At 69.8% G+C, this 25,257-nt stretch carries 24 protein-coding genes and 2 riboswitches; of the genes, 16 read left to right on the top strand and 8 right to left on the bottom strand.

Features of this window, described 5'->3' with window-relative positions; translation table 11 throughout:
* Positions 1 to 2: 2 nt before the first annotated feature.
* The 6 genes from U5771_RS10445 to U5771_RS10420 all read left to right on the top strand — a co-directional run bounded on the left by U5771_RS10445 (position 3) and on the right by U5771_RS10420 (position 6,574).
* Positions 3 to 1,379, top strand: coding sequence for a lysine N(6)-hydroxylase/L-ornithine N(5)-oxygenase family protein (locus U5771_RS10445; protein ID WP_322023888.1), 1,377 nt, complete (start codon positions 3 to 5; stop codon positions 1,377 to 1,379).
* Between the two features lie 46 nt (positions 1,380 to 1,425).
* The gene (locus U5771_RS10440) at positions 1,426 to 3,678 is read left to right on the top strand and encodes a TonB-dependent siderophore receptor (protein WP_322023887.1); all 2,253 of its coding nucleotides are present in this window, start codon (positions 1,426 to 1,428) and stop codon (positions 3,676 to 3,678) included.
* Positions 3,679 to 3,763: 85 nt separating this feature from the next.
* Positions 3,764 to 4,603, top strand: coding sequence for a formyltransferase family protein (locus U5771_RS10435; RefSeq protein ID WP_322023886.1), 840 nt, complete (start codon positions 3,764 to 3,766; stop codon positions 4,601 to 4,603).
* Positions 4,603 to 5,619: a GNAT family N-acetyltransferase gene (locus U5771_RS10430; RefSeq protein WP_322023885.1), complete on the top strand. Its 1,017-nt coding sequence runs from the start codon at positions 4,603 to 4,605 to the stop codon at positions 5,617 to 5,619. The genes U5771_RS10435 and U5771_RS10430 overlap by 1 nt, the downstream gene beginning before the upstream one ends.
* A gap of 269 nt (positions 5,620 to 5,888) precedes the next feature.
* Positions 5,889 to 6,155 carry a type II toxin-antitoxin system VapB family antitoxin gene (gene vapB / locus U5771_RS10425; protein WP_322023884.1) on the top strand — a complete coding sequence of 89 codons (267 nt, stop codon included), beginning with the start codon at positions 5,889 to 5,891 and terminating at the stop codon, positions 6,153 to 6,155.
* Positions 6,152 to 6,574, top strand: a complete 423-nt coding sequence (locus tag U5771_RS10420; protein WP_322023883.1) for a PIN domain-containing protein — start codon at positions 6,152 to 6,154, stop codon at positions 6,572 to 6,574. Before vapB ends, U5771_RS10420 begins: the two co-directional genes overlap by 4 nt.
* 42 nt (positions 6,575 to 6,616) lie before the next feature.
* Here U5771_RS10420 and U5771_RS10415 read toward each other — a convergent pair whose 3' ends face one another.
* Both U5771_RS10415 and U5771_RS10410 read right to left on the bottom strand, forming a co-directional pair.
* Positions 6,617 to 7,522 carry a nucleotidyl transferase AbiEii/AbiGii toxin family protein gene (locus U5771_RS10415; RefSeq protein WP_322023882.1) on the bottom strand — a complete coding sequence of 302 codons (906 nt, stop codon included), beginning with the start codon at positions 7,520 to 7,522 and terminating at the stop codon, positions 6,617 to 6,619.
* Positions 7,491 to 8,561: a type IV toxin-antitoxin system AbiEi family antitoxin gene (locus tag U5771_RS10410; RefSeq protein WP_322023881.1), complete on the bottom strand. Its 1,071-nt coding sequence runs from the start codon at positions 8,559 to 8,561 to the stop codon at positions 7,491 to 7,493. Before U5771_RS10410 ends, U5771_RS10415 begins: the two co-directional genes overlap by 32 nt.
* Before the next feature lie 356 nt (positions 8,562 to 8,917).
* Between U5771_RS10410 and U5771_RS10405 the strand changes: the two genes are divergently transcribed.
* Entirely contained in the window at positions 8,918 to 10,081 is a 1,164-nt protein-coding gene (locus U5771_RS10405; protein ID WP_322023880.1) for a M20 aminoacylase family protein, read from the top strand.
* 341 nt (positions 10,082 to 10,422) lie between these two features.
* Positions 10,423 to 10,962: an outer membrane protein assembly factor BamE domain-containing protein gene (bamE, locus tag U5771_RS10400; RefSeq protein WP_322023879.1), complete on the top strand. Its 540-nt coding sequence runs from the start codon at positions 10,423 to 10,425 to the stop codon at positions 10,960 to 10,962.
* Positions 10,963 to 11,001: 39 nt separating this feature from the next.
* Here the strand turns inward: bamE and U5771_RS10395 are convergent, their stop codons facing one another.
* From U5771_RS10395 to cobA, 4 genes are read right to left on the bottom strand one after another with little or no spacing between them, the layout of a single operon-like run.
* Entirely contained in the window at positions 11,002 to 12,318 is a 1,317-nt protein-coding gene (locus U5771_RS10395) for a cobyrinate a,c-diamide synthase (protein WP_322023878.1), read from the bottom strand.
* A 3-nt stretch (positions 12,319 to 12,321) separates the two neighbouring features.
* Positions 12,322 to 12,924, bottom strand: a complete 603-nt coding sequence (cobO, locus tag U5771_RS10390; RefSeq protein ID WP_322023877.1) for a cob(I)yrinic acid a,c-diamide adenosyltransferase — start codon at positions 12,922 to 12,924, stop codon at positions 12,322 to 12,324.
* Positions 12,925 to 12,958: 34 nt separating this feature from the next.
* Positions 12,959 to 13,336: a cobalamin biosynthesis protein gene (locus U5771_RS10385; protein ID WP_322023876.1), complete on the bottom strand. Its 378-nt coding sequence runs from the start codon at positions 13,334 to 13,336 to the stop codon at positions 12,959 to 12,961.
* On the bottom strand, positions 13,333 to 14,082 hold the full coding sequence (cobA, locus tag U5771_RS10380) for a uroporphyrinogen-III C-methyltransferase (RefSeq protein ID WP_322023875.1): 750 nt from the start codon (positions 14,080 to 14,082) through the stop codon (positions 13,333 to 13,335). The genes U5771_RS10385 and cobA overlap by 4 nt, the downstream gene beginning before the upstream one ends.
* A 169-nt stretch (positions 14,083 to 14,251) precedes the next feature.
* A riboswitch (cobalamin riboswitch) is annotated at positions 14,252 to 14,487 on the bottom strand.
* A gap of 125 nt (positions 14,488 to 14,612) precedes the next feature.
* Positions 14,613 to 14,876: riboswitch (cobalamin riboswitch) on the top strand.
* Positions 14,877 to 15,062: 186 nt separating this feature from the next.
* Between cobA and U5771_RS10375 the strand changes: the two genes are divergently transcribed.
* From U5771_RS10375 to U5771_RS10340, 8 genes are all read left to right on the top strand, one after another.
* Complete coding sequence (locus U5771_RS10375) at positions 15,063 to 16,121, top strand: HoxN/HupN/NixA family nickel/cobalt transporter (RefSeq protein WP_322023874.1); 1,059 nt, start codon at positions 15,063 to 15,065, stop codon at positions 16,119 to 16,121.
* 25 nt (positions 16,122 to 16,146) lie between these two features.
* Complete coding sequence (gene cobW, locus U5771_RS10370; protein WP_322023873.1) at positions 16,147 to 17,244, top strand: cobalamin biosynthesis protein CobW; 1,098 nt, start codon at positions 16,147 to 16,149, stop codon at positions 17,242 to 17,244.
* Between the two features lie 6 nt (positions 17,245 to 17,250).
* Complete coding sequence (cobN, locus tag U5771_RS10365) at positions 17,251 to 21,063, top strand: cobaltochelatase subunit CobN (protein WP_322023872.1); 3,813 nt, start codon at positions 17,251 to 17,253, stop codon at positions 21,061 to 21,063.
* A complete protein-coding gene (locus U5771_RS10360; protein WP_322023871.1) occupies positions 21,060 to 22,145 on the top strand; it encodes an ATP-binding protein in 1,086 nt (361 codons plus the stop codon). The genes cobN and U5771_RS10360 overlap by 4 nt, the downstream gene beginning before the upstream one ends.
* A gap of 68 nt (positions 22,146 to 22,213) precedes the next feature.
* A complete protein-coding gene (locus tag U5771_RS10355; RefSeq protein ID WP_322023870.1) occupies positions 22,214 to 22,822 on the top strand; it encodes a vWA domain-containing protein in 609 nt (202 codons plus the stop codon).
* A 74-nt stretch (positions 22,823 to 22,896) separates the two neighbouring features.
* The gene (locus tag U5771_RS10350; RefSeq protein ID WP_322023869.1) at positions 22,897 to 23,349 is read left to right on the top strand and encodes a YaiI/YqxD family protein; all 453 of its coding nucleotides are present in this window, start codon (positions 22,897 to 22,899) and stop codon (positions 23,347 to 23,349) included.
* 119 nt (positions 23,350 to 23,468) lie between these two features.
* Complete coding sequence (locus U5771_RS10345) at positions 23,469 to 24,041, top strand: DUF1993 domain-containing protein (RefSeq protein WP_322023868.1); 573 nt, start codon at positions 23,469 to 23,471, stop codon at positions 24,039 to 24,041.
* 36 nt (positions 24,042 to 24,077) lie between these two features.
* Positions 24,078 to 24,404 (top strand): low molecular weight protein tyrosine phosphatase family protein, encoded by a 327-nt coding sequence (locus U5771_RS10340; protein WP_322023867.1) that lies wholly within the window; start codon positions 24,078 to 24,080, stop codon positions 24,402 to 24,404.
* Positions 24,405 to 24,419: 15 nt separating this feature from the next.
* Here U5771_RS10340 and U5771_RS10335 read toward each other — a convergent pair whose 3' ends face one another.
* Positions 24,420 to 24,848, bottom strand: a complete 429-nt coding sequence (locus tag U5771_RS10335) for an NUDIX hydrolase (protein WP_322023866.1) — start codon at positions 24,846 to 24,848, stop codon at positions 24,420 to 24,422.
* 158 nt (positions 24,849 to 25,006) lie between these two features.
* On the bottom strand, positions 25,007 to 25,249 hold the full coding sequence (locus tag U5771_RS10330) for a hypothetical protein (RefSeq protein WP_322023865.1): 243 nt from the start codon (positions 25,247 to 25,249) through the stop codon (positions 25,007 to 25,009).
* Positions 25,250 to 25,257 lie beyond the last annotated feature (8 nt).

Raw genomic sequence — 25,257 nt, 5'->3', positions numbered from 1 at the left:
ACATGCAGAGAGAAACCGTATTCGACCTGATCGGCGTCGGCTTCGGGCCGTCGAATCTGGCGCTGGCCGTGCGCCTCGCGGAACGTAACGGCGCGCGTCCGTTCGCGCATTGCTTCGTCGAACGCCAGCCGGAATTCGGCTGGCATCGCGGCATGCTGCTCGACGACTGCCGGATGCAGATCTCGTTTCTGAAGGATCTCGTCACGATGCGCGATCCGAAGAGCCGCTACACGTTCATCAACTATCTGTTCGAACGCGGCCGGCTGAACGAATTCGTCAACCTGAAGAACTTCTATCCGACCCGCGTCGAATTCCACGACTACCTGAGCTGGGTCGCCGACGCGTTCGACGAGCACGTCCACTACAGCGAAACCGTCACGGCGATCGAGCCCGTGCGCGGCGACGGCGCGCGCATCGACGCGCTGCGCGTGGTATCGCGCGATGCGGCCGGCCACGAACGCCAGCGCGTGACGCGTGCGCTGTCGGTCGGCGTCGGCGGCACGCCGGCAGTGCCGGACGCGTTCGCCGCGCTCGGCCGCGACCGCGTGATCCATTCGTCATCGTACCTGACCGACATCGATCGGCTGGTCGCGGCGCCGGACGGCGAGCGCCGCCGCGTCGCGGTGATCGGCGCGGGGCAGAGCGCGGCCGAGGTGTTCATCGACCTCGCGCGCCGCTTCCCGCACGTCGACGCGAGCCTCGTGATGCGCGCGGGCGCACTGAAACCGGCCGACGACAGCCCGTTCGTCAACGAGATCTTCAGCCCCGAGTTCACCGACGTCGTCTACGCGCAGCCGCACGACGCGCGACGCGCGCTGCTCGAGCGCTATCGCGACACCAACTATGCGGTGGTCGACCGTCCGTTGATCGAGCAGATCTACGAGATGCTGTACCTGCAGCGCATCGACGGCACGCCGCGCCATGCGCTGCTCGCGAACAGCGCGATCGAGGCCGCGCTGCGCACCGCCGACGGCCGCATCGAGCTGACGCTGCGCGACCGGATGAACGGCGCCACGCGCGTCGAGCGCTTCGACGCGCTCGTGCTCGCGACCGGCTACCGGCGCGACACGCATTCGGCGCTGCTCGAAGGACTCGCGCCGCATCTGGGCGATGCGCTCACGCGCGGCGACGTCGCGCGCGACTACCTGCTCGCGACGCCCGAGCACTTCGCGCCGCGCATCTACCTGCAAGGCTGCTGCGAAGACAGCCACGGCCTGTCCGACACGCTGCTGTCGGTCCTGGCACGCCGCGCGGACGAGATCTGCGCGTCGCTCGAAGAAGGGATCGTGCCCGCCCATGACGATGGCGCGGCCCGGGCACAGCATGAACAACGACATCAAAACGGGGCGAGCGCGGGCCGCATGGCTTTCGCTCTTTGACAAAGGCGCGGTCGGAGACCGCATCAAAAAAGTGGAGCAGAGAAAGATGGAGTGGGCAACAGGCACGCGTGTGCGTGCGATCGCAGCCGCGGCGAGCGTGGCGTTCGGGATGGCGGCAGGGCACGCATTCGCCCAGACGGCGCCGGCCGTGAACGCAGGCGCCGCGGCGTCGGCCAGCAGTGCGCAGAATGGTGCGGCGGCCGGTACGGCGACCAGCGCGCCGAACGGCTCGACGTCTGGCACGCTGCCGGCGATCAACGTCAACGCGGGCTCGGAAGGCGACGGCACGGTCGGGCTCGTCGCGAAGCGCAGCCGGACCGGCACCAAGACCGATACGTCGATCAATGACATCCCGCAGACGGTCAACGTCGTCACCGCGCAGCAGATCGAGATGACCGGCGCGACCGACGTGAACGCGGCACTGCGCTACGTGCCGGGCTTCTCGTCGTACGGTTCGGACAACCGGTCCGACTGGTACGCGGCGCTGCGCGGCTTCACGCCGACCGCGTACGTGAACGGCCTGCAGGTGCCGAACACGCTGAACCTGTCGAGCTGGCGCGTGGATCCGTACATGATCGACAGCATCACCGTGCTGCGCGGGCCGACGTCGGTGCTGTACGGCGCGGGCGACCCGGGCGCGATCATCGACGTGCAGACCAAGACGGCCGACGGCGAGCGCGTGCGCGAAGCCGGCGTGCAGTTCGGCAACTACGCGCGCAAGCAGTTCATGATCGACGTCGGCGACAAGCTCGACGCGGACGGCAAGTATGCGTACCGGTTCGTCGGCGTCGCGCGCGACGGCAACGCGCTGACCGGCCCGAACAACGACCAGCGCGTCGCGCTCGCGCCGTCGTTCCGCTGGCGCCCGGACGCGGATACGTCGCTGACGTTGTCCGCGACCTACCTGCAGGACTGGGGCGACATCTCGTCGAACTTCCTGCCGGCGCAAGGCACGGTGCTGCCGAACCCGAACGGACAGCTCAGCAAGGACGTCTACGGCGGCGACCCGGATTTCAACTACTACCGCAAGAAGCAGTGGTCGCTCGGCTACCAGTTCGAGCGGAACCTGAACGCGATGTGGACGTTCCGGCAGAACGTGCGCTGGATGCACCTGTCGCTCGACAACGGCTCGGTGTTCGGCGCGGGCTTCGCGGACGGCAGCCTGACCGACATCAATCGCTGGGCCGGCGTGTTCCAGACGAACTACAGCCGCTTCGACATCGACAACAACCTGCAGGGCCGCTTCGGCACGGGGCCGCTCGAGCACACGCTGCTGCTCGGCTTCCAGTACAACCGGCAGACCGCGACCGACAGCGAATGGCTGGCCGCCGCGTCGACGCTGAACATCTACAACCCGGTCTACACGCCCGTCACGCTGTCCGTGTTCTCGCCGCCGAACACCACGTACCGCACCAACACGTACACGACGATGAACACGTTCGGGCTGTACGTGCAGGATCAGATCAAGTGGAACCGCTGGACGCTGACGCTCGGCGGCCGCGAGGACTGGGTCAACCAGCGGATGGACGACCGCGAGGGCGGCACGCAGTCGAAGGCCGACGTCACGGCATTCACCGGCCGCGTGGGCCTGACGTACCAGGGCGACTACGGGCTGTCGCCGTACATCAGCTACGCGACGTCGTTCAACCCGCTGATCGGCGTGAACCTGTTCGGCGGCGGCCTGCCGCAGCCGACGCGCGGCAAGCAGATCGAGGCCGGCCTGCGCTGGCAGCCGCCCGGCAAGAACCTGATGCTGAGCGCGGCGATCTACCAGATCAACCAGACCAACGTGCTCACGTCGACGCCGCTTGACCTCGATCCGTCCGGCACGACGTCGGTCCAGACGGGCGAAGTACGCTCGCGCGGGATCGAGCTGAACGCGACCGGCAAGCTGACGCGAAACCTGTCGCTGATCGCGTCCTACGTCTACCAGGACGTGAAGAACGTGAAGGCCAACGACGCATCGCTGAACAACTGGCCGGTCGACATTCCGCGGCCGCGCCAGATGGCGTCGCTGTGGGCCGACTGGACCTGGCACACGGGGCCGCTCACGGGCTTCGGCCTGGGCGGCGGCGTGCGCTACCAGAGCGCGTCGGCCGGTGCGGCCGACAACTCGCTGACGGTCGCGAGCTACACGCTGTTCGACGCGGGCGTGCACTACGACACGCGTAACTGGCGCTTTGCCGTGAACGGGACGAACCTGTTCAACCGCCACTACATCAGCGGTTGCCAGTCGACGAGCGTCTGCATTTTCGGTACCGACCGCACGGTGATCGCCACCGCGAAATACAACTGGTGACGCCGCGCGCCGCGGCGCGCCGGCCGGCCTTCGGGCCGTGCGGGCGTGCCGCGGCGCCGTCGTCCGCTTTTTCCACGACGCCTCCATGCCGAAGAAAAATCTCGTCTACATCCAGTCGCTGCGCAACGGCGCGGCCGATCGCGCCGGCCAGCCGGTCGCTTACCAGGGCGGCACGCGCTACATGAAGGCGCCGCTCGAATTCCTCGTCGAGCGCCTGAACGACTCGCCGCTCGGCGAACGCTATGCGCTCAAGGGCGTGATCGTCGACGACGACGACGGCTCGCCGGCCGACCGCGCGAAGGTTGCCGACTACGGCTTCGCGCGCACGCCGGGCCGCCCGTGGATCCTGCCCGACGGGCTGACCGTGCAGGGCCGGCCGGTCGACGAACTGTTCTGCACGATTGCGTCGACGTACCGCCGGCTGCCGCGCGACGCGCGCGAGCGCGCGACGGGCAAGCAGGCGTTCGAGCGCCGCCTGCTCGAACGCCTGCTCGAACTCGACGCCGACGTGGTCGTGCTCGACGGGCTGCTCGTGATCCTCGACGAGCTCGTGCGCCCCGGCGCGCGCTTTCACCGCCGCATCGCGAACATCCACCCCGGCATCACGGCCGACGATTCGCCGTACCAGCGGCGCGGTGCGTGGGCAACGCTCGACGCGCTGCACGGCGCGCGCGGCGAACGGGTCGACTGGGCGAGCGGCGCGACGTCGCGCGTCGAACCCGTGACGATGACGGGCGCATCGTTCCATTACGTCGACAACGGCATCGATTCCGGCGAGGTGATCCGCGACGTGCTCGACACGCCGATCGCGCCGGACGACACGATTCTCGAACTGCGCTGGAACAACTTCCAGCGCAGCCTGTTTCCGGCGCTCGAGCAGGGGCTGCACATCCTCGCCGACCGCCACGACGCGGGAGCACTGTGATGGAAGACACGCTGACGAAACCGGCCAACGCGACAGACGCGGTCGAAGGCGAGGTGGCCGCGGCGCTCGACGGCGCCGCGCACGGGCAGGAGCCGCCCGCCGTCGAGCGCACGCTCGACACGTGGCGGCCCGACGATCCGCCGGCCGCGCTGCTCGCGGAATTCGTCGCGCTGTTCAATACGGACACGCGGCACGACGCGGCGACGGTATCGGTGCCGCTCGGCGGCGCCGATCCGGCGGCCGTCGCGTCGTACGTCGCCCGCGCGGTGCGCGACGGCGTGATCGACGGCGCGCAAATCACGGGCGACCGGCTGCGCCTGGGCGCGTCGCGCGCGACCTTCTGGCAGAACCCGCGGCCGTGGCTGAAGGCGCCTGCGTCGGGCGGGATGCCGCTGCGCTACACGATCACGAACGGCCACCGGCATCCGGTGCGGCCGCCGTCGCCGGCCGGCGAGATCTATGCGCGCTACATGCCGCAGGTCGGGATGACGTTCAGCCTGCGCACCGTCGACATCGACGCGCATGCGCAGCTGTTCAGCGACTGGATGAACCTCGATCGCGTCGCGCATTTCTGGGATCAGCGCGGCACGCGCGACGAGCACGCCGCGTATCTCGCGGAGCGGCTCGCCGATCCGCACATGCATCCGATGATCGGTTATTTCGACGACACGCCGTTCGGCTATTTCGAGTTCTACTGGGCGAAGGAGGACCGCCTCGCGCCGTTCTACGACGCGCACGACTACGATCGCGGGCTGCACCTGCTGATCGGCGACTCGCGCTTCCAGAGCGCGGGCAAGCTGCATGCGTGGTGGAGCGGGGTGCTGCACTACATGTTCGTCGACGAACCGCGCACGCAGCGGCTCGTCGGCGAGCCGCGCGTCGATCACGTGCGGCATATCGCGTACATGCACCGGCTCGGCTTCTACACGCTGAAGGAGTTCGACTTCCCGCACAAGCGCGCGGCGCTCACCGTGATGGAGCGCGAGACATTCTTCGACACTTTCCGGTTGCCGTGACGGGGTGGGGGCGCGGAACATCGACGTGTCGATCTGAAGGCGTCGACGTTTCGCGCGGCTTGAAGGGGGCGGGCATCGGCCGTTCGGGATATGGCTCGGGCGAGCGGCATGAGGAAGAATGGATCGCTCCCTCATCGCAGACAGGTCGTGACGACATGGCAAGCACACCCGCGACAGCATTGGGCGCGATCCCGATTCCGCGCTCTCCGGCATTGACATATGCCAGCATATGCCTAGAATGGGCGCATCGTACTCCCGTGGAGTGGCTCATGCGCACCGTTTCCATTTTCAAGAACGCCCGTAACCAGGCAATCCGCATCCCGAAGGACATGGAATTCGAGGGGGTGACGGAACTCGAGATCCGCCGCGAGGGCGACACGCTGCTGCTGCGTCCGGTGCGGCCGACGTGGCTTTCGTTGTCGAGCGAACCGCTGGCCGATGCCGACTTCCTCGTCGAGCGCCCGGCTGTCGTCGAATCCGGTCGTTTCGACCTTTCCGGCGCTGATGACGACGCGCCGACGGAGTCGGGCCGGTGACCACGCTCTACATGCTCGATACGAACATCTGCTCGTTCATCATGCGCGAGCGGCCGCCCGTGGTGCTGTCCCGGCTGCAGTCGTGCGTCAATGCGCAGCACCGGATCGTCGTATCGGCGATTACCTATGCCGAAATGCGGTTCGGCGCGGTCGGCAGAAAGGCATCGCCGAAGCATGCGGAACTCGTGACGGCCTTCGTCGCGCGGCTGGACGGCGTGCTGTCGTGGGATACCGCGGCGGTCGATGCAACGGCGGCGATTCGCGTCGACCTTGCCGCACGTGGCACGCCGATCGGCGCGAACGATGCGTCGATCGCCGGTCACGCGATCGCGGCCGGTGCCGTGCTCGTCACGAACAACAGTCGAGAATTCAGCCGCGTCGCGGGGTTGTCGCTCGAGGACTGGGCGGCCTCGGCCTAGCGCTGTGAATGCCCGCTGGCGTTGCTGTCGCGCGGTCGCACGTCATGCGCGAGGAACGGGCGGATCCGCGAGGAAAGTGCCGCGGAACGCGTCGAGATACCGGTCGGCGTCAGCGCTGAATTCACCCGGCAGCAGCGCGAACGCTCGGGCCTGCAGGTCCAGCCCGAGCGTCGCGTAAATCGCTTCGTCGGATAACAGCGCGCGGATCGCATCGTGCGTCTGCGGCGACGCAATCCGCTTCGCATCGCGCGCCAGCAGCGCGGCGGCCGCCAGCGCCGGCTGGAAATCGTGCCGTTCGAGCAGATCGGGCGCCACGTCCCAGATGCGCTCGCGATTGCCCGCGTCGTGAAAATGCGTGAGCAGGAACAGCAGGTCGTACGCGTCGCTGTTCTGGCGCGCCCGCCGGTCCTTCCACGCGAGCAACTTCAACAGCGCAAGCGCCGGCAGGCTTGCGACCGGCACCGCGACGCCGGCGCCGATCGACACGGCGAGCGCCGTATCGACCGCCTCCTGAAAGCCCAGCACGTTCAGCACGACCTCGCCGCCCGGCGGCCACGCGATTTCACCGGGCGGCGCCTCGAGCGGCCCGAACGGCACGAGATCGAGCTCCGTGCGAAAGCCTTGCGTACCGCTGTCGAACAGCAGTTTCTGCCGATGCTTCGGCGCGCGTGCGAATTGCCCGGTCGCGACGAGCGCATCGACGAGCCGTTCGTGAAACGGCCAGCTCACCGCGCACACCGCGACGTCGACGTCCCGCGTCGCCCGCACCGGCCGGATGCCGTGGACATGCCACATCAGGATGTCGCGCGCGGTTGCGCCGGCGACGACGAATGCCGCGTCGAGTTGCGCGCAGGCTGCACGGAGCGCCTGCAGCAGCGCGATCGCTGCCGGCTCGAGCGGCCGGCGCGCGTCGACTTCAAGCGGGCGGGTGGGTGAGGTATCGGTCATGGATGTGTTCGGCGGCGGCCAGATTGCGGCTGTCCCCGGACGAGACCAGATCCGCGTAGATCAGCAGCGGCGGTACGAGCGGCACGTCTGGCTCCTGCCGGTCGAGCGCCGGCGACGGCGGCCAGAATGCTTCGAGCAACTCGACGTCGCCGCGCTCGTCCGGGCGCAGGCGCGCCTGGAGCAGCAGGCGGTTCGACACGGCGCCGTGCGTATAGACGGTGATCGCGGCCGGCTTCAGGTCGTGCGTCAGCAGGTCGGCCGCGGGCTCGCCACCAAGCCGCGCGTCGAATGCCGCGAAATCGAAGCCGCGCCACCAGTCGGGCGCGAGTGCGGCAAACCGCCGGCTCGGCAGCTTCGCGCGCAGGCGGCTCGGGTACAGCGCGACCCATTCCTGCACGACGCGCGGCCAGTCGGGAAACACGCGCTCGCCGTTGCGCCGCTGCGCGACGAGGCCGCGTGCGATCAGGTCGTCCATCGCGAGATTGACCGTGCCGAGCGCGACACCCGACGCGGCGGCGATCGCCCGGAGCGGTTGCGCGACGAGGCCCGGCTGCGTCGCGAGCGCGAACATCACGGCGAGCCCCTTGGGCGTCGTCGCGCGCGATGCCTGCCGGCGCGGCGTGCGCGGCGGTTTCGGCCGGCCGGAGATCATCACGGTCGCCTCCAGCTGGATCAGGCACGCGTTGCCGGCGGTATCGAGGTACGGGATCTCGTGCTCGATCAGGCGGGCGGCCAGTTCGGCCGAAAAATACGGCGCGACCAGCATCAGCGGCCGCTCGCCGGGCATCGAGGTGGCGCGGTGGCGGCGTAACACGGCGAGCGCGCCCTGCAGCGATTCGATGCCGATGCTCACCACCACCGGCATCTCGACGGTCTGCCCGGCGATGCCGAAGCGGATCATTGCGTCGGCATGCGCGTGGTAGGCGGCCGGCACGCGCACGGGCCGTGCGTTGAAGCGCCCCGTCGCGCGTTCGAACGCGGTGCAGGCTTCGTCGAGCACGTGTTGTTCCGATATCGGCAGGGTGGCGTTCTCGGGCATCAGGGCAGATCACTTGTTTACTTTTCCATCAGCGTACACAAAAAATGTACAACCGTCAAAAAATGAACAAACGCACTCAACCCGTTGATGTGATGGAATTATTCCTGGATGACGAATGGCAATCAACCGTCGCTCCCACCGGAAAAATCGAGACCGAACACGCAGTGTCGCGCGTCCCGATCGTGCGCGGCAGTCGCCCGGACGGCCGGTTTCCGCCCGCCGTGCGATTCGTCGCGTGCCACGCTGATCGCCCGGCAACTCCAGGTTGTCGCCGCGACGACTTTCTGTCTGTCCGGTTGCCGCTCAACCGACTATCCTTGCCTGCACATTTCCCACGGAACCCAGGAGACGACACCGTGACGCACAGCGTGATCCCCGCAGGCCTCGCCGACGAAATGATCGAGATCCGGCACCGCATCCATGCCCACCCCGAACTGGGCTTCGAGGAATTCGCGACGAGCGACCTCGTTGCCGAGCAGTTGCAGGGATGGGGCTACACGGTGCATCGCGGGCTCGGCGGCACGGGCGTGGTCGCGCAGTTGAAGGTCGGCAACGGCACGCAGCGCCTCGGCCTGCGTGCCGACATGGACGCGCTGCCGATCCACGAGTCGACCGGCCTGCCGTACCAGAGCACGATCCCCGGCAAGATGCACGCGTGCGGCCACGACGGCCACACGGCGATGCTGCTCGCGGCCGCGAAGCACCTGGCGCGCGAGCGCCGCTTCTCCGGCACGCTGAACCTGATTTTCCAGCCAGCCGAGGAAGGGCTCGGCGGCGCGAAGAAAATGCTCGACGACGGGCTGTTCGAGCAGTTCCCGTGCGACGCGATCTTCGCGATGCACAACATGCCGGGCTTCCCGACGGGCAAGTTCGGCTTCCTGCCGGGGCCGTTCATGGCATCGTCGGATACCGTGATCGTCGACGTGCAGGGGCGCGGCGGCCACGGCGCGGTGCCGCACAAGGCGATCGACCCGGTCGTCGTGTGCGCGCAGATCGTCATCGCACTGCAGACGATCGTGTCGCGCAACGTGTCGCCGCTCGACATGGCGATCGTCACGGTCGGCGCGATCCACGCGGGCGAGGCGCCGAACGTGATTCCCGACCGCGCGCAGATGCGCCTGTCCGTGCGCGCGCTGAAGCCCGAGGTGCGCGACCTGCTCGAGACGCGCATCAAGGAAGTCGTTCATGCGCAGGCGGCCGTGTTCGGCGCGACCGCGACGATCGACTACCAGCGCCGCTACCCGGTGCTCGTCAACGACGCCGAGATGACCGCGTTCGCACGCGGCGTCGCGCGCGAGTGGGTCGGCGACGCGAACCTGATCGACGGGATGGTGCCGCTTACCGGCAGCGAGGATTTCGCGTTCCTGCTCGAGAAGCGGCCGGGCTGCTACCTGATCATCGGCAACGGCGACGGGGAGGGCGGCTGCATGGTGCACAACCCCGGTTACGACTTCAACGACGCGGCACTGCCGACCGGCGCGTCGTACTGGGTCAAGCTGGCGGAAACGTTCCTGGTGTGACGGTTGCGGCCCGCGCGCGGCGCCCGCATCGCCCATCGGCCCATCGGCCCATCGGCATCCCGGCGGGATGGATTTGACGGTCCTTGACATGGCGCCGCCAGGACGCGTGCTACGCTCCAGTTCGCGTCGGAGCAGTCGTCGGCACGAGCGGACGGCCCGCACGGCGCGATCCGCTCCGGCCGCCGGCAGCAACGCGCATTCGGCCGCGCGGCTCGCCGAACGAACGGCGTTTTCCGGCCTGCACGGCCGGGCACGCGTCGCTCGACCGCTCACACCCGGGCCCGCACTGCGTCGTTTGGCCCTACGCGCCGGCCCCGCTCAATCGATACCGCCCCCACGACATGCGAAAACCTCTCCTCATCGCGCTGACGGCCTGCGCGTTCGGCTTCCTCCTGACCGGATGCGACGATCAGAAGGTGGCTGACGCGGTCAACGCGATCAAGCCCGATCCGATGGCGTTCGGCAATCTCCAGCCGGGCGTCTCGACGACCGAGGACGTGCTGCGCCAGGCGGGCAAGCCCGAGATGGTCAGGCAGAACGAAGACGGCTCGCAGCGGTACGAGTATCCGCGCGGCCCGTTCGGGACGAGCACGTACATGCTCGACTTCGGGCCGGACGGCAGGCTCATGTCGATCACGCAGGCGCTGAGTGCGGAAAACATCGCGAAGGTCGTGCCGGGGATGACGAAGGACGACGTGCGGCAACTGCTCGGCAAGCCGACGTCGGTCTCGCAATACGCGTTGAGCCACGAAGAAGTCTGGAGCTGGCACTGGGCCGAAGGCGGCGTATCGGGCGACGCGATGTTCAATGCGCATTTTTCGCCGGACGGGACCGTGATCCGGACCTCCAGATCGGAAGCGCCCGGACGGGAGAAGCCGTGACGGCGGGCTTGCCCCGCCGCGTCACTCGGTCGCCGCGCGTCACCACGCCGCGCCGCTGAACAGCGCCGCCGCCGCCGGCGGATTCGACGGCCAGTACATGTGCATGTAGGTCGCGACGATCGTCCCGTCGCGATAGACAGCTTCGCCGTCGCCCGCTTTGACTCCCGCTTCGCCGCCCGGGCGCGCGGCGTTCGCGACCGGCGCCAGCGGCGTATCGAGCCGCGAATAATGGAACGTATGGCCGCGCATCGGCCCGGTGCGCGTATCCAGCTGCTGCATCCCGAGCGCGGCGAACCGGCGCTGCATCGTCGCATGGCCCGGCAGCAGCCCGAGCATCGGCGTCGCCGCGCCATCCACGTCGGTCAGCGATTCGCACAGATACACCATCCCTCCGCACTCCGCGACGATCGGCCGGCCGGCCGCCGCGTGCGCGCGAATCGTCCGCGCGGTCACGGCATTCGCCGCGAGCGTCGCCGCATGCAGCTCCGGATAGCCGCCCGGCAGGAACAGCGCATCGCAAGCGTCGGGCACGGGTTGGTCGGCAAGCGGCGAAAAGAACCGCAGCTGCGCGCCAAGCGCATCGAGCAGCGCGAGATTGGCCGGATAGATGAACGAGAACGCCGCATCGCGCGCGATCGCGATCCGCTTGCCGGCGAGTGCGCGCGGCAGCGGGGCGCCGACGTCCGGTTCGGCGAACGCAACGGCCGGCGGCAATTCGGCGAGCGCCGTCTGCGCGAGCACGTCGGCCGCACGCTCGAGCCGCGCATCGAGATCGTCGATGTCGGCCGGCTGGTGCAGGCCGAGATGGCGTTCCGGCAGCGCGATGCCCGCATCGGCCGGCACGTGCCCGAGCCAGCGCAAGTCGTCCGGCAGCGCCTGCCGCAGCAGCGCCGCGTGTCGCGGCGACCCGACGCGGTTCGCCAGCACGCCGTGAAACGGCACCTCGGGCCGGAACCGCGCGAGCCCGAACGCGATCGCCGCGAACGTCTGCGCCATCGCCTTCGCGGAAATCACCGCGACGACCGGCACGCCGAACGCGGCCGCGAGATCGGCGCTGCTCGGCGTGCCGTCGAACAACCCCATCACGCCTTCGATCAGGATCAGGTCAGCATCGCGCGCCGCATCGGCGAGCAGTGCGCGGCAACCGGCTTCCCCGACCATCCCGAGGTCGAGCGCATGCACGGGCGCGCCGCTCGCGCGTTCGAGCAGCATCGGATCGAGAAAATCCGGCCCGGTCTTGAACACGCGCACGCGCCGGCCGAGCCGCCGGTGCAGCCGCGCGAGGCCGGCCGTCACCGACGTCTTGCCCTGGCCGGACGCGGGCGCGCTGACGAACAGCGCGGGGCAGGCCGGCATCGGTCAGAACTCCACGCCGCGCTGCGCCTTCACGCCTTGCTCCTTGTACGGATGCTTGACGAGCCGCATTTCGGTGACGAGGTCGGCCGCATCGATCAGCGCATCGGGCGCATGCCGCCCGGTGACGACGACGTGCACCGATTCCGGGCGCGCGACGAGCGTCGCGAGCACTTCGTCGAGCGGCAGGTATTCGTACTTCAGCACGGTGTTCAGCTCGTCGAGGATCACCATCCGGTACTCGCCGCTTTCGATCATCCGGCGCGCCTCGTCCCAGCCCTTGCGCGCGGTCGCGATGTCGGCGTCGCGGTTCTGCGTGTTCCACGTATAGCCGTCGCCCATCGTCACGAAGTCGCATTCGGCGACCGCGCCGAGGAAGTCGCGCTCGGACGTATGCAGCGCGCCCTTGATGAACTGCACGACGCCGAGCCGCATGCCATGGCCGAGCACGCGCACGGCCATGCCGAACGCGGCCGTGCTCTTGCCTTTGCCGTTGCCGGTGTTGACGATCAGCAGGCCCTTTTCCTGGGTGGCGGCAGCCTGCTTCTTTTCATGGCCGGCGCGGCGGCGTTCGGTCATCCGCTGATGGGATTCGGCATCGGTCTTCATCGGGAATCGTCCTGTCGAAAGCGAAACAAAGGGTTCAGAGCGGGCCGGCGAGCGCGACCGTCACGCCGTCCCGGATGGATTTGGGGCCGAGCAGCCGGCCATGCGGCGCCGCCAGTCGCGCGCACGGTTCGGCCACGCCCGCGACGCCGAAACGCGCGAGCGCGGCAGCCGACGGGGCGCTCAATGCCGGTTCGGCGCACTGCGCGAGCCGCGCCGCGTCGAACGCGACGAGCGGCCAGCCGCGGCGTGCGCACAGCGTGCGCAGCGAACGGGCACGCGCCTTGTCGGCGAGCGTCGCGACGACGGCCGGCTCGGCGTCCGGGTAGTGCGCCAGCGCCGCGCGGATCGCGGCATCGAGTTGCGCGGCCGTCACGCCCGCGCGGAACCCGACGCCGAGCGCGACGCGCATCATGCGCGGCCGCCGAGCGCGGCGCGCATCGCCGGATCGTCGGCGAGCGCCGCGACGCGGCCGATCACGACGATCGCGGGCGAACCGATACCGGTCGCGCCCACGCGTTCGACGACGGTGTCGAGCGTCGCGAGCACGTGCCGCTGCCCGTCGCGCGTCGCGTTCTCGATCGCCGCGCACGGCATGTCGCCGGGCACGCCGCCGTCGCGCAGCGCGGCCACGATCGCGTCGAGCCGGCGTATGCCCATGTAGATCACGACCGTCATCCGGGTCGCGGCCAGCGCGCGCCAGTCGGGTTCGTCGGCGCCCGCGCCGTGGCCCGTGACGAAGATCACGCCCTGCGCGTCGCCGCGATGCGTGACCGGAATGCCGAGCGCGGCCGGGGCTGCGATACCGGCCGTGATGCCGTTCACGACCTCGACCGGGAAACCGGCCGCGCCGAGCGCGAGCAGCTCCTCGCCGCCGCGGCCGAACACGAACGGATCGCCGCCCTTGAGCCGTGCGACGCTGCGGCCCGCGCGCAGGTGCGCGAGCATCGCGGCGACGATGGTTTCCTGCGGCGTCGACGCATGGCCGCCGCGCTTGCCGACGTGCTCGATGCGCGCGTCGGCGCGCGCATGGCGCAATACGTCGGGGTTCACGAGATCGTCGACGAGCAGCACGTCGGCCGCGGCGATCGCGCGCACGGCCTTCAGCGTCAGCAGATCGGCGTCGCCGGGGCCGGCGCCGACGAGCCAGGCGCGGCTCATCGGACGCGGCACGGCGCACACCGTGTCGTAGCAGTGGGAAGGGGCAAGCGAGCGGCACATCGACGGCCGGCGGACAGGCAAGGCATGACGGATCGGGCGAAGCCCGCGCGAGCGCGGGCGGAAAGCGCACCCCATCCGTCCCCCGCGGATCGGGCGTTCGGCGAGCAGCGGGCTCGCCCCTTGCGTCGGCCGGTATCCGGGCTGGCCGCTTGCCAGGCCGCAGCCTTCCCGCCCGCTGAAGGGCAGTGGCATCGCGGGCGGCCTGGGCGCGTGCGGGGGAACCGCGGCGCGCGGGCGGCGTACCGTTGCGGGGACAGCACAGGCCGGGCGGACTTCCGCCTCCTGTTTCCCGTTTAACTGCGTGCGCGGAATGCGCATGCGAGCACCGAACGCGGCGCATACGATAGCACAGCGGTCGGCCCGCGCGAACCCGCCGTGCGGGCGCCGCAGGCGCCCCCGGCGCGGTGCCCCGGCCGGGCCGAACGCACCGCGCCGGCCCGTTCCGCCTTGACGCTCCCCGCACCGCCGCCTACACTCGCACGCGTTTTGGTGCTCGCGCGCGCTCCTCCGGCGCGCGCAGTTAAACGGGAAACAGGGAGCCTGCCTGCGCCGCAGTCGAGCCAACCTGTGCTGCCCCCGCAACGGTAAGCGAACGCGTCGCGCCCAGCGCGATGCAGCGCCGCTTCGCCGCATGCCTGCCGCATGCGGACGACCGCCACTGGATGCCGTGCATCCGGGAAGGCGAAGCGGCGTGTTCGTCAGCCCGGATACCGGCCGAAACGTTGGGGTTCAGCGCCGCGGGGAGGCGGCGCATCGTCCACGGCCGCAGTTCGCCGGACGCCCGAGCGTTGCCCGCTTCCTCCGCCGATCCGTCAGCCGCTGCGCGCGCGGGCCGGGGGCGAAGCACGGCCAGCGCCGCGCGCCGGGCCGACGACGGCCGTGTTGGCATTCACCATGTCGACCGTTCGCAAGGGAGCATCATGCTCGGCTCGTTCTTCCGCCTGTTCAACGACAGCCCGTCCGGGCTGCGCGGCAAAATCGTCGCGATCTATTCATTGCTCGCCGCCTTCAACGTCGGCGCGTGGATCTGGGCCTTCGTCGCGTTCCGCGACCAGCCCGTGCTGCTGGGTACCGCGCTGCTCGCCTACGTGTTCGGGCTGCGCCACGCGGTCGACGCCGACCATATCGCCGCGATCGACAACGTCACGCGCAAGCTGATGCAGGAGGGCCGCAGCCCGCTCGGCGCGGGCCTGTTCTTCTCGCTCGGCCATTCGACGGTGGTGATCGTGATGTCCGTGGCGGTCGCGCTGACCGCGGCATCGCTCGCGCGCTTCGAGAGCATGAAGACCTGGGGCGGCGTGATCAGCACGAGCGTGTCCGCGTTCTTCCTGCTGGTGCTCGCGGCCGCGAACCTGCTGATCCTGATCTCCGTCTACCGGACCTTTCGCGCAGCCCGCCGCGGCGAGCCGATCGTCGACGCCGACCTCGACATGCTGATGAACCAGCGCGGCGTGCTGGCCCGCCTGTTCCGGCCTTTGTTCCGCCTCGTGTCGCGCAGCTGGCACCTGTATCCGGTCGGCTTCCTGTTCGGCTTCGGCTTCGATACCGCGACCGAAATCGCGCTGTTCGGCATTTCGGCCACGCAGGTGCAGGGCGGCCTGTCGTTCTGGTCGGTGATGGTGCTGCCGGTGCTGTTCACCGCCGGCATGACGCTCGTCGACACGACCGACGGCATCCTGATGATGGGCGCGTACCGCTGGGCGTACGTGCGGCCGATCCGCAAGATCTACTACAACATGACGATCACGTTCGTGTCGGTGCTGGTTGCCGCGCTGATCGGCGGCATCGAGGTGCTCGCGCTGCTCGCGGATAAACTCTCGCTGCACGGCCCGGTGTGGAATTTCTCGACGATGGTCGCATCGCATTTCGGGATGCTCGGCTACGTCGTGATCGGCCTGTTCCTCGCGTGCTGGATCGTGTCGGCCGCGATCTACCGCATCAAACGCTACGACGAGATCGACGTGACGCTCTCGGCTTGACTCCCTTTTCGACACAGGACCCACCATGACCCTACGCAAGCTTCCCGTCACGATCGTCACGGGCTTTCTCGGCAGCGGCAAGACCACGCTGATGCGTCACATCCTGCAGCACGCCGGAGGCCGCCGCATCGCGGTGATCGTCAACGAATTCGGCGAGCTCGGCATCGACGGCGAAATCCTCAAGGGCTGCGGCATCGGCTGCGAGGATGCAGAGGGCGCCGAGGGCGCGCAGGGCGAAGCGTCGGGCCAGCTGTACGAACTCGCGAACGGCTGCCTGTGCTGCACCGTGCAGGAGGAGTTCTATCCGGTGATGGAAGCGCTCGTCGAGCGCCGCGCCGACATCGATCACGTGCTGATCGAGACGTCGGGCCTCGCGCTGCCGAAGCCGCTCGTGCAGGCCTTCAACTGGCCGACGATCCGCAACAGCTTCACGGTCGACGCGGTCGTGACCGTCGTCGACGGGCCGGCCGCCGCGAGCGGCCAGTTCGCCGAGAACCCGCAGGCCGTCGACGCGCAGCGCCGCGCCGATCCGAACCTCGACCACGAGTCGCCGCTGCACGAACTGTTCGCCGACCAGCTGTCGTCCGCCGATCTCGTGATCGTGAACAAGGCCGACCTCGTCGCCGACGCGCAGTTCGCCGACGTCGAAGCCGCGATCCGCGAGGAAATCCCGCCGCAGGTGAAGATCGTGCGCGCGACGCGCGGCGAGCTCGACCTCGCGATGCTGCTCGGCCTCGCATCGGCATCGGAGGAAACGATCCACCTGCGGCACGACCATCACGGCTCGGCCGACGACGGCGATCACGACCACCATCACGACGATTTCGATTCGGTGGTGGTGTCGGGCGACGCGGGCTCGCGCGAGGCGACGATCGCGGCGCTGCAGCGCGTGGTCGAGACGCACACGATCTACCGCGCGAAAGGCTTCGCGGCGCTGCCCGATGCGCCGATGCGGCTCGTGATCCAGGGTGTCGGCCGCCGCTTCGACAGCTATTTCGATCGTCGCTGGCAGGACGGCGAAACGCGTGCGAGCCGCTTCGTGCTGATCGGCGAGGAGCTCGACGCGGCCGCGCTGCAGCGCGCGTTCGACGCCGCGTGCGCGGCCGAGCCGCAACAGGCGTAACGCACGATGCATCTGCTGCGCACCACGCCGGGCGGGTTCGTCGACGATACCCAGGGCGTCATCCGGATCGACCAGCAGCCGGCCGACATCGTGATCCTGAGCTCGGCCGACACGACGCTGTCGCTGCTCGCCAGCGTCGTGCCGAAGCTGCCGGCCGGCTTTCCGAGCGTGCGGCTCGCGAACGTCACGTTCCTGCGACAGCCGGCGTCGGTCGATTTCTATGTCGACGACGTGCTGCGTCACGCGAAGACGGTCGTGATCGATCATCTCGGCGGCGAGGCGTACTGGCCGTACGGGATCGAACAGGCCGTGTCGCTCGCGTCGAAGCGCGGGCAACGGCTCGCGATGTTCTCGGGCGACCTGCAGGAAGACCCGAACCTCGTCGCGAAGAGCACGGTCGTGCCCGACCTGTGCCGGCTGTGGTGGCGCTACCTGCGCGAAGGCGGGATGCACAACGCCGAAGCGTTGCTGCGCAGCATCGCGTTCCATACGCTCGGTGTCGGCGACGAACCCGAGCTGCCGCGCCCGCTGCCGGCCGCCGCGCTGTATCACCCGGCGCGCGACCCGGCGAGCGTCGACGACTGGCGCGCGCGCTGGACGCCCGGCGCGCCGGTCGTCGCGATCCTGTTCTATCGTGCGCACTGGCAGGCCGCGAACACCGCCGTGTTCGACGCGCTGGCCGATGCGCTCGTGCGCGAAGGGCTCAACCCGCTGCCGATCGCGGTCACGTCGCTGAAGGATGCGGTGAGCCGCGAGGTCATCACGCAGCTGTGCGACACGCACGGCGTCGCGCTCGTGCTGAACACCACGGCCTTCGCGGCCGGCGCGATCGACAGCCCCGAGCCCGACGTGCTCGCCGGCGACGCACCGGTGCTGCAGGTGATCCTGTCCGGCGGCAACCGCGACGCGTGGGTGGCCGACAACCAGGGGCTGCACGCGCGCGACATCGCGATGCACATCGCATTGCCCGAAGTCGACGGGCGCATCGTCACGCGCGCGGTGAGCTTCAAGGGGCTGGCGTATCGTTGTCCGCACACCGAAGTCGACGTGGTGCGCTATCAGCCGGACGCCGAACGGATCGCGTTCGTCGCGGCGCTCGCGCGCGGCTGGTGCCGGCTGCGCACGCTCGACCCTGCCGACAAGCGCATCGCGCTGATCCTCGCGAACTATCCGCAAAGCGAAGGGCGGATCGGCAACGGCGTCGGGCTCGATACGCCGGCGTCCGCACTGCGCGTGCTCGCGGCGCTGCGCGATGCGGGCTATGCCGTGGCCGAGCTGCCGGCCGACGGCGACGCGCTGATCGCGCGGCTCACCGAAGGCGTGACCAACGATCCGGCCGTGCGCGCATTGCGCCCCGCGTTCCAGAGCTTCGCGCTGGCCGATTACGTCGCGCATTTCGCGCGGCTGCCGGCCGCCGTGCGCGACGCGCTGAACGCACGCTGGGGCCCGCCCGACGCGGACCCGACAGTGCGGCAGGGGCGCTTCACGATCGCCGGCTGGCGCGCGGGCAACGTGTTCGTCGGCATCCAGCCGTCGCGTTCGCGCGGCGAGAACGACTATGCGAGCTACCACGATGCGGACCTCGTGCCGCCGCACGCGTACCTCGCGTTCTATTTCTGGCTGCGCGATGCGTTCGGCATCGACGCGGTCATCCACCTCGGCAAGCACGGCAACCTCGAATGGCTGCCGGGCAAGAGCGTCGCGCTGTCCGACGCGTGCTGGCCCGACCTGACGCTCGGGCCGCTGCCGCACCTGTATCCGTTCATCGTCAACGATCCGGGCGAGGGTAGCCAGGCGAAGCGCCGCGCGCAGGCGGTGATCGTCGATCACCTGATGCCGCCGCTCACGCGCGCGGAAAACTACGGCCCGCTGCAGGATCTCGAACGGCAGGTCGACGAATATTACGAAGCGTTGATGGTCGATGCGCGGCGCGCGAAGCTGCTGCGCAAGACGATCCTCGCGACGATCGCCGAACACCATCTGCACGACGAACTGAGCGTGTCGCCGCCGCGCGATGCAGGCGCCGAAGATGCGCTGCTCACGCGCGTCGACGCGTGGCTGTGCGAATTGAAGGAAGCGCAGATTCGCGACGGACTGCACGTGTTCGGCGCATCGCCGGCCGATCGTCAGCGGCGCGACACGCTGCTCGCGCTCGCGCGTTTTCCGGTCGGCGACGGCAAGGGCGAACGCGCGGGGCTGATCGGCGCGCTCGCGCGCGATCTCGCGCTCGGCGACGATTTCGATCCGCTCGCGGCCGACTGGGCCGCGCCGTGGGCAGGCCCGCGGCCGGCCGTGCTGGAAGCGCTCGACGCGTCGCCGTGGCGCCATGCGGGCGACACGCGCGAGCGGCTCGAACGGCTCGCGCAGCAGTGGCTCGACGGCTTGTGTACGACCGACAGGTCCGGCACGTCCGGCATCGACACGACGCCGCCCGGCGACTGGCCGCACACGCTCGCGGTCATCGAACGCGCGCGTTCGACACTGCTGCCCGCACTCGACGCGTGCGGCGGCGAGGAAATGCGCCAATTGTTGCGCGGGCTCGACGGCCGCTTCGTACCGCCGGGGCCGAGCGGCTCGCCGTCGCGCGGCCGGCCCGACGTGCTGCCGACGGGCCGCAACTTCTATTCGGTCGATACGCGCGCGGTGCCGACGCAGGCCGCGTGGTCGCTCGGGCTGAAATCCGCGCAGCAGCTGATCGAACGCCATCTGCAGGATCACGGCGACTATCCGCGCGCGATCGGGCTGTCGGTCTGGGGGACGGCCACGATGCGCACCGGCGGCGACGATATCGCGCAGGCATTCGCGCTCATCGGCGTGCGGCCGAAATGGGCGCACGGCAGCCATCGCGTGACCGACTTCGAGATCCTGCCGATCGAGATCTTCGACCGGCCGCGCATCGACGTGACGCTGCGCGTGTCGGGGTTCTTCCGCGACGCGTTCCCGAACCTGATGCACCTGTTCGACGCGGCCGTGCAGGCCGTGGCCGCGCTCGACGAGCCCGAGGCCCTGAACCCGATCCGCGCGCGCATCGAACGCGAACGCGCGACATGGATCGCGCAGGGCGTGGCGCCGGACGAAGCGCGGCGCCGTGCCGGCTGGCGCGTGTTCGGCGCGCGGCCGGGCAGCTACGGCGCGGGCCTGCAGGACCTGATCGACCAGCGCCGCTGGCAGACCGACGCCGATCTCGCCGATGCGTACCGCCAGTGGGGCGGCCACGCGTACGCGCAGAACAGCGCGGGCGACGCCGCGCCCGACGTGTTCGGCGAGCGGCTCGCGACGATCGACGTCGTCGTGCAGAACCAGGACAGCCGCGAGCACGACCTCCTCGATTCGAACGACTACTACCAGTTCCAGGGCGGGATGACGGCGGCCGTGCGGCACCTGTCCGGGCAACAGCCGAGCATCTACCACGGCGACCATGCGAACCCGGCCGCGCCGAAGATGCGCACGCTGCGCGAGGAAATCGCGCGCGTGATCCGCTCGCGCGTCGTCAATCCGAAATGGCTCGACGGCGTGAAGCGCCACGGTTACAAGGGCGCGGCCGAAATGGCCGCGACCGTCGACTACCTGTACGGCTATGACGCGACCGCGCGCGTGCTGTCGGACCACCAGTACGCGCTCGTCGCCGACGCGTACCTGTTCGACGACGCCACGCGCGCGTTCCTCGAACGCCACAACCCGAAGGCGCTGCACGGCATCTGCGAACGCTTCGTCGAAGCGATGCAGCGCGGGCTGTGGCAGCAGCCGGGCGACTATCGCGAGCGGATCGAAGCGGTCTGGCTCGACAGCGAACAACTTCAGGAAGGGGGGCGGCGATGACCGATCCGACGACGCATCGCGCGCGCGCGGTGTTCCCGTTCGCGGCGCTGGTCGCGCAGCAACCGCTGCAGCAGGCGCTGCTGCTCGCGGCGATCGACCCGTCGCTCGGCGGCGTGCTCGTCAGCGGGCCGCGCGGCACCGCGAAGTCGACCGCCGCGCGCGCGCTCGCCGAACTGCTGCCTGAAGGGGCATTCGTCACGCTGCCGCTGTCGGCGAGCGACGAGCAGGTCACGGGCACGCTCGATCTCGCGCATGCGCTCGCCGAAAACGGCGTGCGCTTCCGGCCGGGCCTGCTCGCGCGCGCGCATCGCGGCGTGCTGTACGTCGACGAGGTGAACCTGCTCGCCGACGGGCTCGTCGATACGCTGCTCGACGTCGCCGCGAGCGGCGTGAACGTGGTCGAACGCGATGGCGTGTCGCACGCGCACGACGCGCGCTTCGTGCTGGTCGGCACGATGAATCCCGAGGAAGGCGAACTGCGCCCGCAACTGCTCGACCGTTTCGGGCTGATGGTCGAGCTCGAGAACTGCTTCGACGCCGCGCAGCGCGAGCAGATCGTGAAGGCGCGCCTCGCGTTCGATCTCGATCCGGACGCGTTCCGCGCACGTCATGCGGCCGCGCAGCACGCGCTCGGCGACCGGATTCACGCGGCGCGGGCACGGCTGTCGACGCTGGATTTCGACGATGCGGTTCACGCACGCGTCAGCGCGCTGTGCATCGACGCGGCCGTCGACGGCCTGCGCGCCGACCTCGTGATGCTGCGCGCCGCGCGCGCGCTCGCGGCGCTGGAACAGGCCGACGCGGTGACGGTGTCGCACGTCGAACGCGTGGCCGACGCGGTGCTGCGGCATCGGCGTCAGGCGGCAACGCCGCCGTCGTCGGGCGCGACGCAGTCGAATGGAGAGGGCGGCGACCGCGACGGCCGTTCGCCTCCGGACACGCGCCGGCAGCCCGACGATCGACCGGGCGCGGCACGAAACGATGCGACGGCATCGCAAGGCGACTGGGGCTACCTGCCGCCCGAGCCGACCGGACTGCGCGACGTGAAAAGCGTGGTGCCGCTACCGCTAAAAAAACGCTGAGCCATCGAGCCGACGCCGCCGCGAACGCCGTTCGCGGTCCTCGATGGCAGCCAGGCGCTGCCGCGCGCGTGCCGGGTACGGTACGTGCCGGCACGGCCGTTGCGTGGCCGGCGACGCTCGCCGCGAAGCGCGGCGGCCCCCTGCATGCCGACCACCTGCGTTTTCACAAACAGGCCGGCACACCGCGCGCACTCCATTGCTTCGTGCTCGACTGTTCGGCGTCGATGCTGTCGCACGAACGGCTCGCGCGCGCGAAAGGGTTGATCGTCGCGTACTTCGACCAGGCCGCGCGCGACCGCGTGGAAACCGCGCTGATCTGCTTCGGCGGCAACGGTGCCGCGCGGCGCTTCGGCCCGGCCGTGCCGCGCTGGTGGAATGCGCGCTGGCTCGAACCAGTGGACGGCGGCGGCGGCACGCCGCTCGCGGACGGCATCGCGGCCGCCGCGCACCTGCTCGCGCGCGATGCACGGCGTGCGCCGGACAAGCAGCGCTGGCTGTGGGTGCTGTCCGACGGGCGCACGCGCGAAACGCCGCCGAAACCGCCGGCCGCCGATCACGTCGTGTTCGTCGACTTCGACGACGCAGCCGTGCGGATCGGGCAGGGCCGGCGGCTCGCCGATGCGTGGGACGCGCAATGGACGACGGCAGCGTCACTGTGCCCCGGGCCGGCCGGCTGACCGGAGGCCCGGCCGCGCGGGCGATCGCCGGCGCTGCGCTATGATCGCCGTTTCTCCTCACCGGAATGCCTGCCATGCAAGTACTCGTCGATGCCGACGCGTGTCCCGCCGTCATCAAGGACATGCTGTTTCGCGCCGCGCGTCGGGCCGAGATCTGCGTGACGCTGGTCGCGAACCAGTTCCTGCGCACGCCGCCGTCGCCGTTCATCAAGGCGCTGCAGGTGCCGGCCGGCTTCGACGTGGCCGATGCGCGGATCGTCGAGCTCGTGGAAGCCGGCGATCTCGTGATCACGGCCGACATCCCGCTGGCCGCCGCCGTCCTCGACAAGGGCGCGCATGCGCTCGACCCGCGCGGCAACTGGTTCAGCCGCGAGAACATCGAGGAACGCCTGTCGACGCGCGCGATGATGGATCAGCTGCGCAGCGCGGGCATCGATACGGGCGGGCCGCCCCCGTTCAGCGCACGCGACGGCAAGGCGTTCGCGTCGCAGCTCGACCGCTTCCTGGCACGCCACGGCAAGCCCTGACGCACGGGCGTCGGTCGCGTGATACGTCGCCGGGTTCGCGTCGAATCGTCGGCTACGGCAGAATGGAGATTCCGCCCCGAATTGTCATCGTGGCACGAACGACCCATCGGAGGGCATGGATGTCACCGACTCAACTTCTCGTTCCGACCTTGACCCAGATGCTGCGCGCGCAATCCGCGTGGCTCGACAAGGCCGCGGCGCACCGGCAGGCCGAGGGCGGCGCGCCCGACGCGGTGCTGACGCTGAAGCTCGCGCCCGACATGTATCCGCTCGCCGCGCAGGTGCGGTTTTCGTGCTTCCAGGCCATGGAACCCGTCTACCGGCTGCGCGGCGAACCGCTGCCGGACGCGTTGCTGGCGTTGCGGGAAGCCGGCTGGCATGCCGATGCGCAGCCCGGCACGCTGAGCGACGCGCAGGGCATCCTCGCCGGCACGATCGCGTTCCTCGGCGAACTCGCGCCCGACGCACTCGACGGCGGCGCCGCGCTGCCGGTCGCCCTCGAGCTGCCGAACGGTATCGCGTTCGACATGACGGGCGAGCAGTACGTGCGCGACTGGGCGCTGCCGCAGTTCTACTTCCACGCGATCGCCGCATACGCGATCCTGCGCCATCACGGCGTCGAGCTCGGCAAGGCCGACTACGTGTCGCACATGCTGGCCTACGTGCGGCCCGGCACGATTCCGCAGGGTTGAGCGGATGCGCCAACGATCCGGCCGCGGCGCACCGGCGTGACGCGGGCCCTGTTCATCTGCAGCCGCAACCGGCTGCGCAGCCCGACGGCCGAGGCGGTGTTTGCCGCATGGCCGGGCGTCGAGACCGACTCCGCGGGCCTCGCGCCCGACGCGGACACGCGTTTATCCGCGGCACAGCTCGAATGGGCCGAGATCGTGTTCGTGATGGAACGCGCGCACAAGGCGAAGCTGGGCGCCCGGTTCGGCGCCCAGTTGAAGCACAAGAAGGTCGTCTGTCTCGACATTCCCGACCGCTACGCGTACATGCAGCCCGAACTGGTCGCGCTGCTCGAGCGCAAGGCCGGGCCGTTGCTGCGCGCGTGAGCGGCGCGGGCCGGTTCAGCGCGAGCGAAGCGGCCCGTCCGCGAGCGCGGACAAGCGGTCGAGGTGCAGCAGTTCGATGATCTTGCGGGTCGGCACGCTGGCGCGCAGCGTCTCGAGCCGTTCGACGTCGAACCACTTGCAGCGCGCGATCTCGTTGCTCGCGCGCGGGGTCAGGTGTTTCGGCACGTCGGCCACGAACACGTGATGGAGCTTCGTGAGGCCGCCGAACTGCACCGCATAGTCGAGCGCGAGCCCCTCCAGCCGCGTTTCCTCCGCCAGCTCCCGCTGCGCGGCCTCCAGCGGCGTCTCGCCGCGCCGGATCGTGCCGCCCGGCAGCGACCAGCGCGCAGCGGTACGGGCGACCAGCAGCACGCTGCTGCGCTGGCGGCACACGATCGTGGCGCGCTCCTTGATGCTGGCGACGGTATCCGGCCCGGTATTCATGTTCGGCAAAACAGGTGCTGAATCGTGGAGGGAAATGCACGTCGACCGGTGTTGCCGGCCTGTCGCCCGATCGTCGGGCGCGACGGCATGCAAGCCGCCGCGCCGATCATACCGGGCGTTCGTGACAGTTCCGTGCGTTGCCGCGCACGCGCCTCGCATCACGCGTGCGTGTCGATCCCCGTGCGCGCCGGCTTCCCGGAAGGCCCGTGGCGCCGTTTGTGGACGGCACGCCGATGGTGATGCGGCGGCGTCACATGCGGGCGCGCGGGCGCGGGCCGTGCCGCCGGCGCGGCGGCCCGCGCCTGTGATTGTCCCTCGCCAAAATGGAAGGTCTGGGTTTGCGCGCGGGCGATGCCCAGCGTCGACGCGAGCACGATGGCCGCGAACAGCATGCGTTTCATGAAAAGTC

The organism is Burkholderia sp. BCC1977 (assembly GCF_905339595.1).
Lineage (GTDB): Bacteria > Pseudomonadota > Gammaproteobacteria > Burkholderiales > Burkholderiaceae > Burkholderia.
This window is presented reverse-complemented; position numbering and strand designations above follow the sequence as displayed.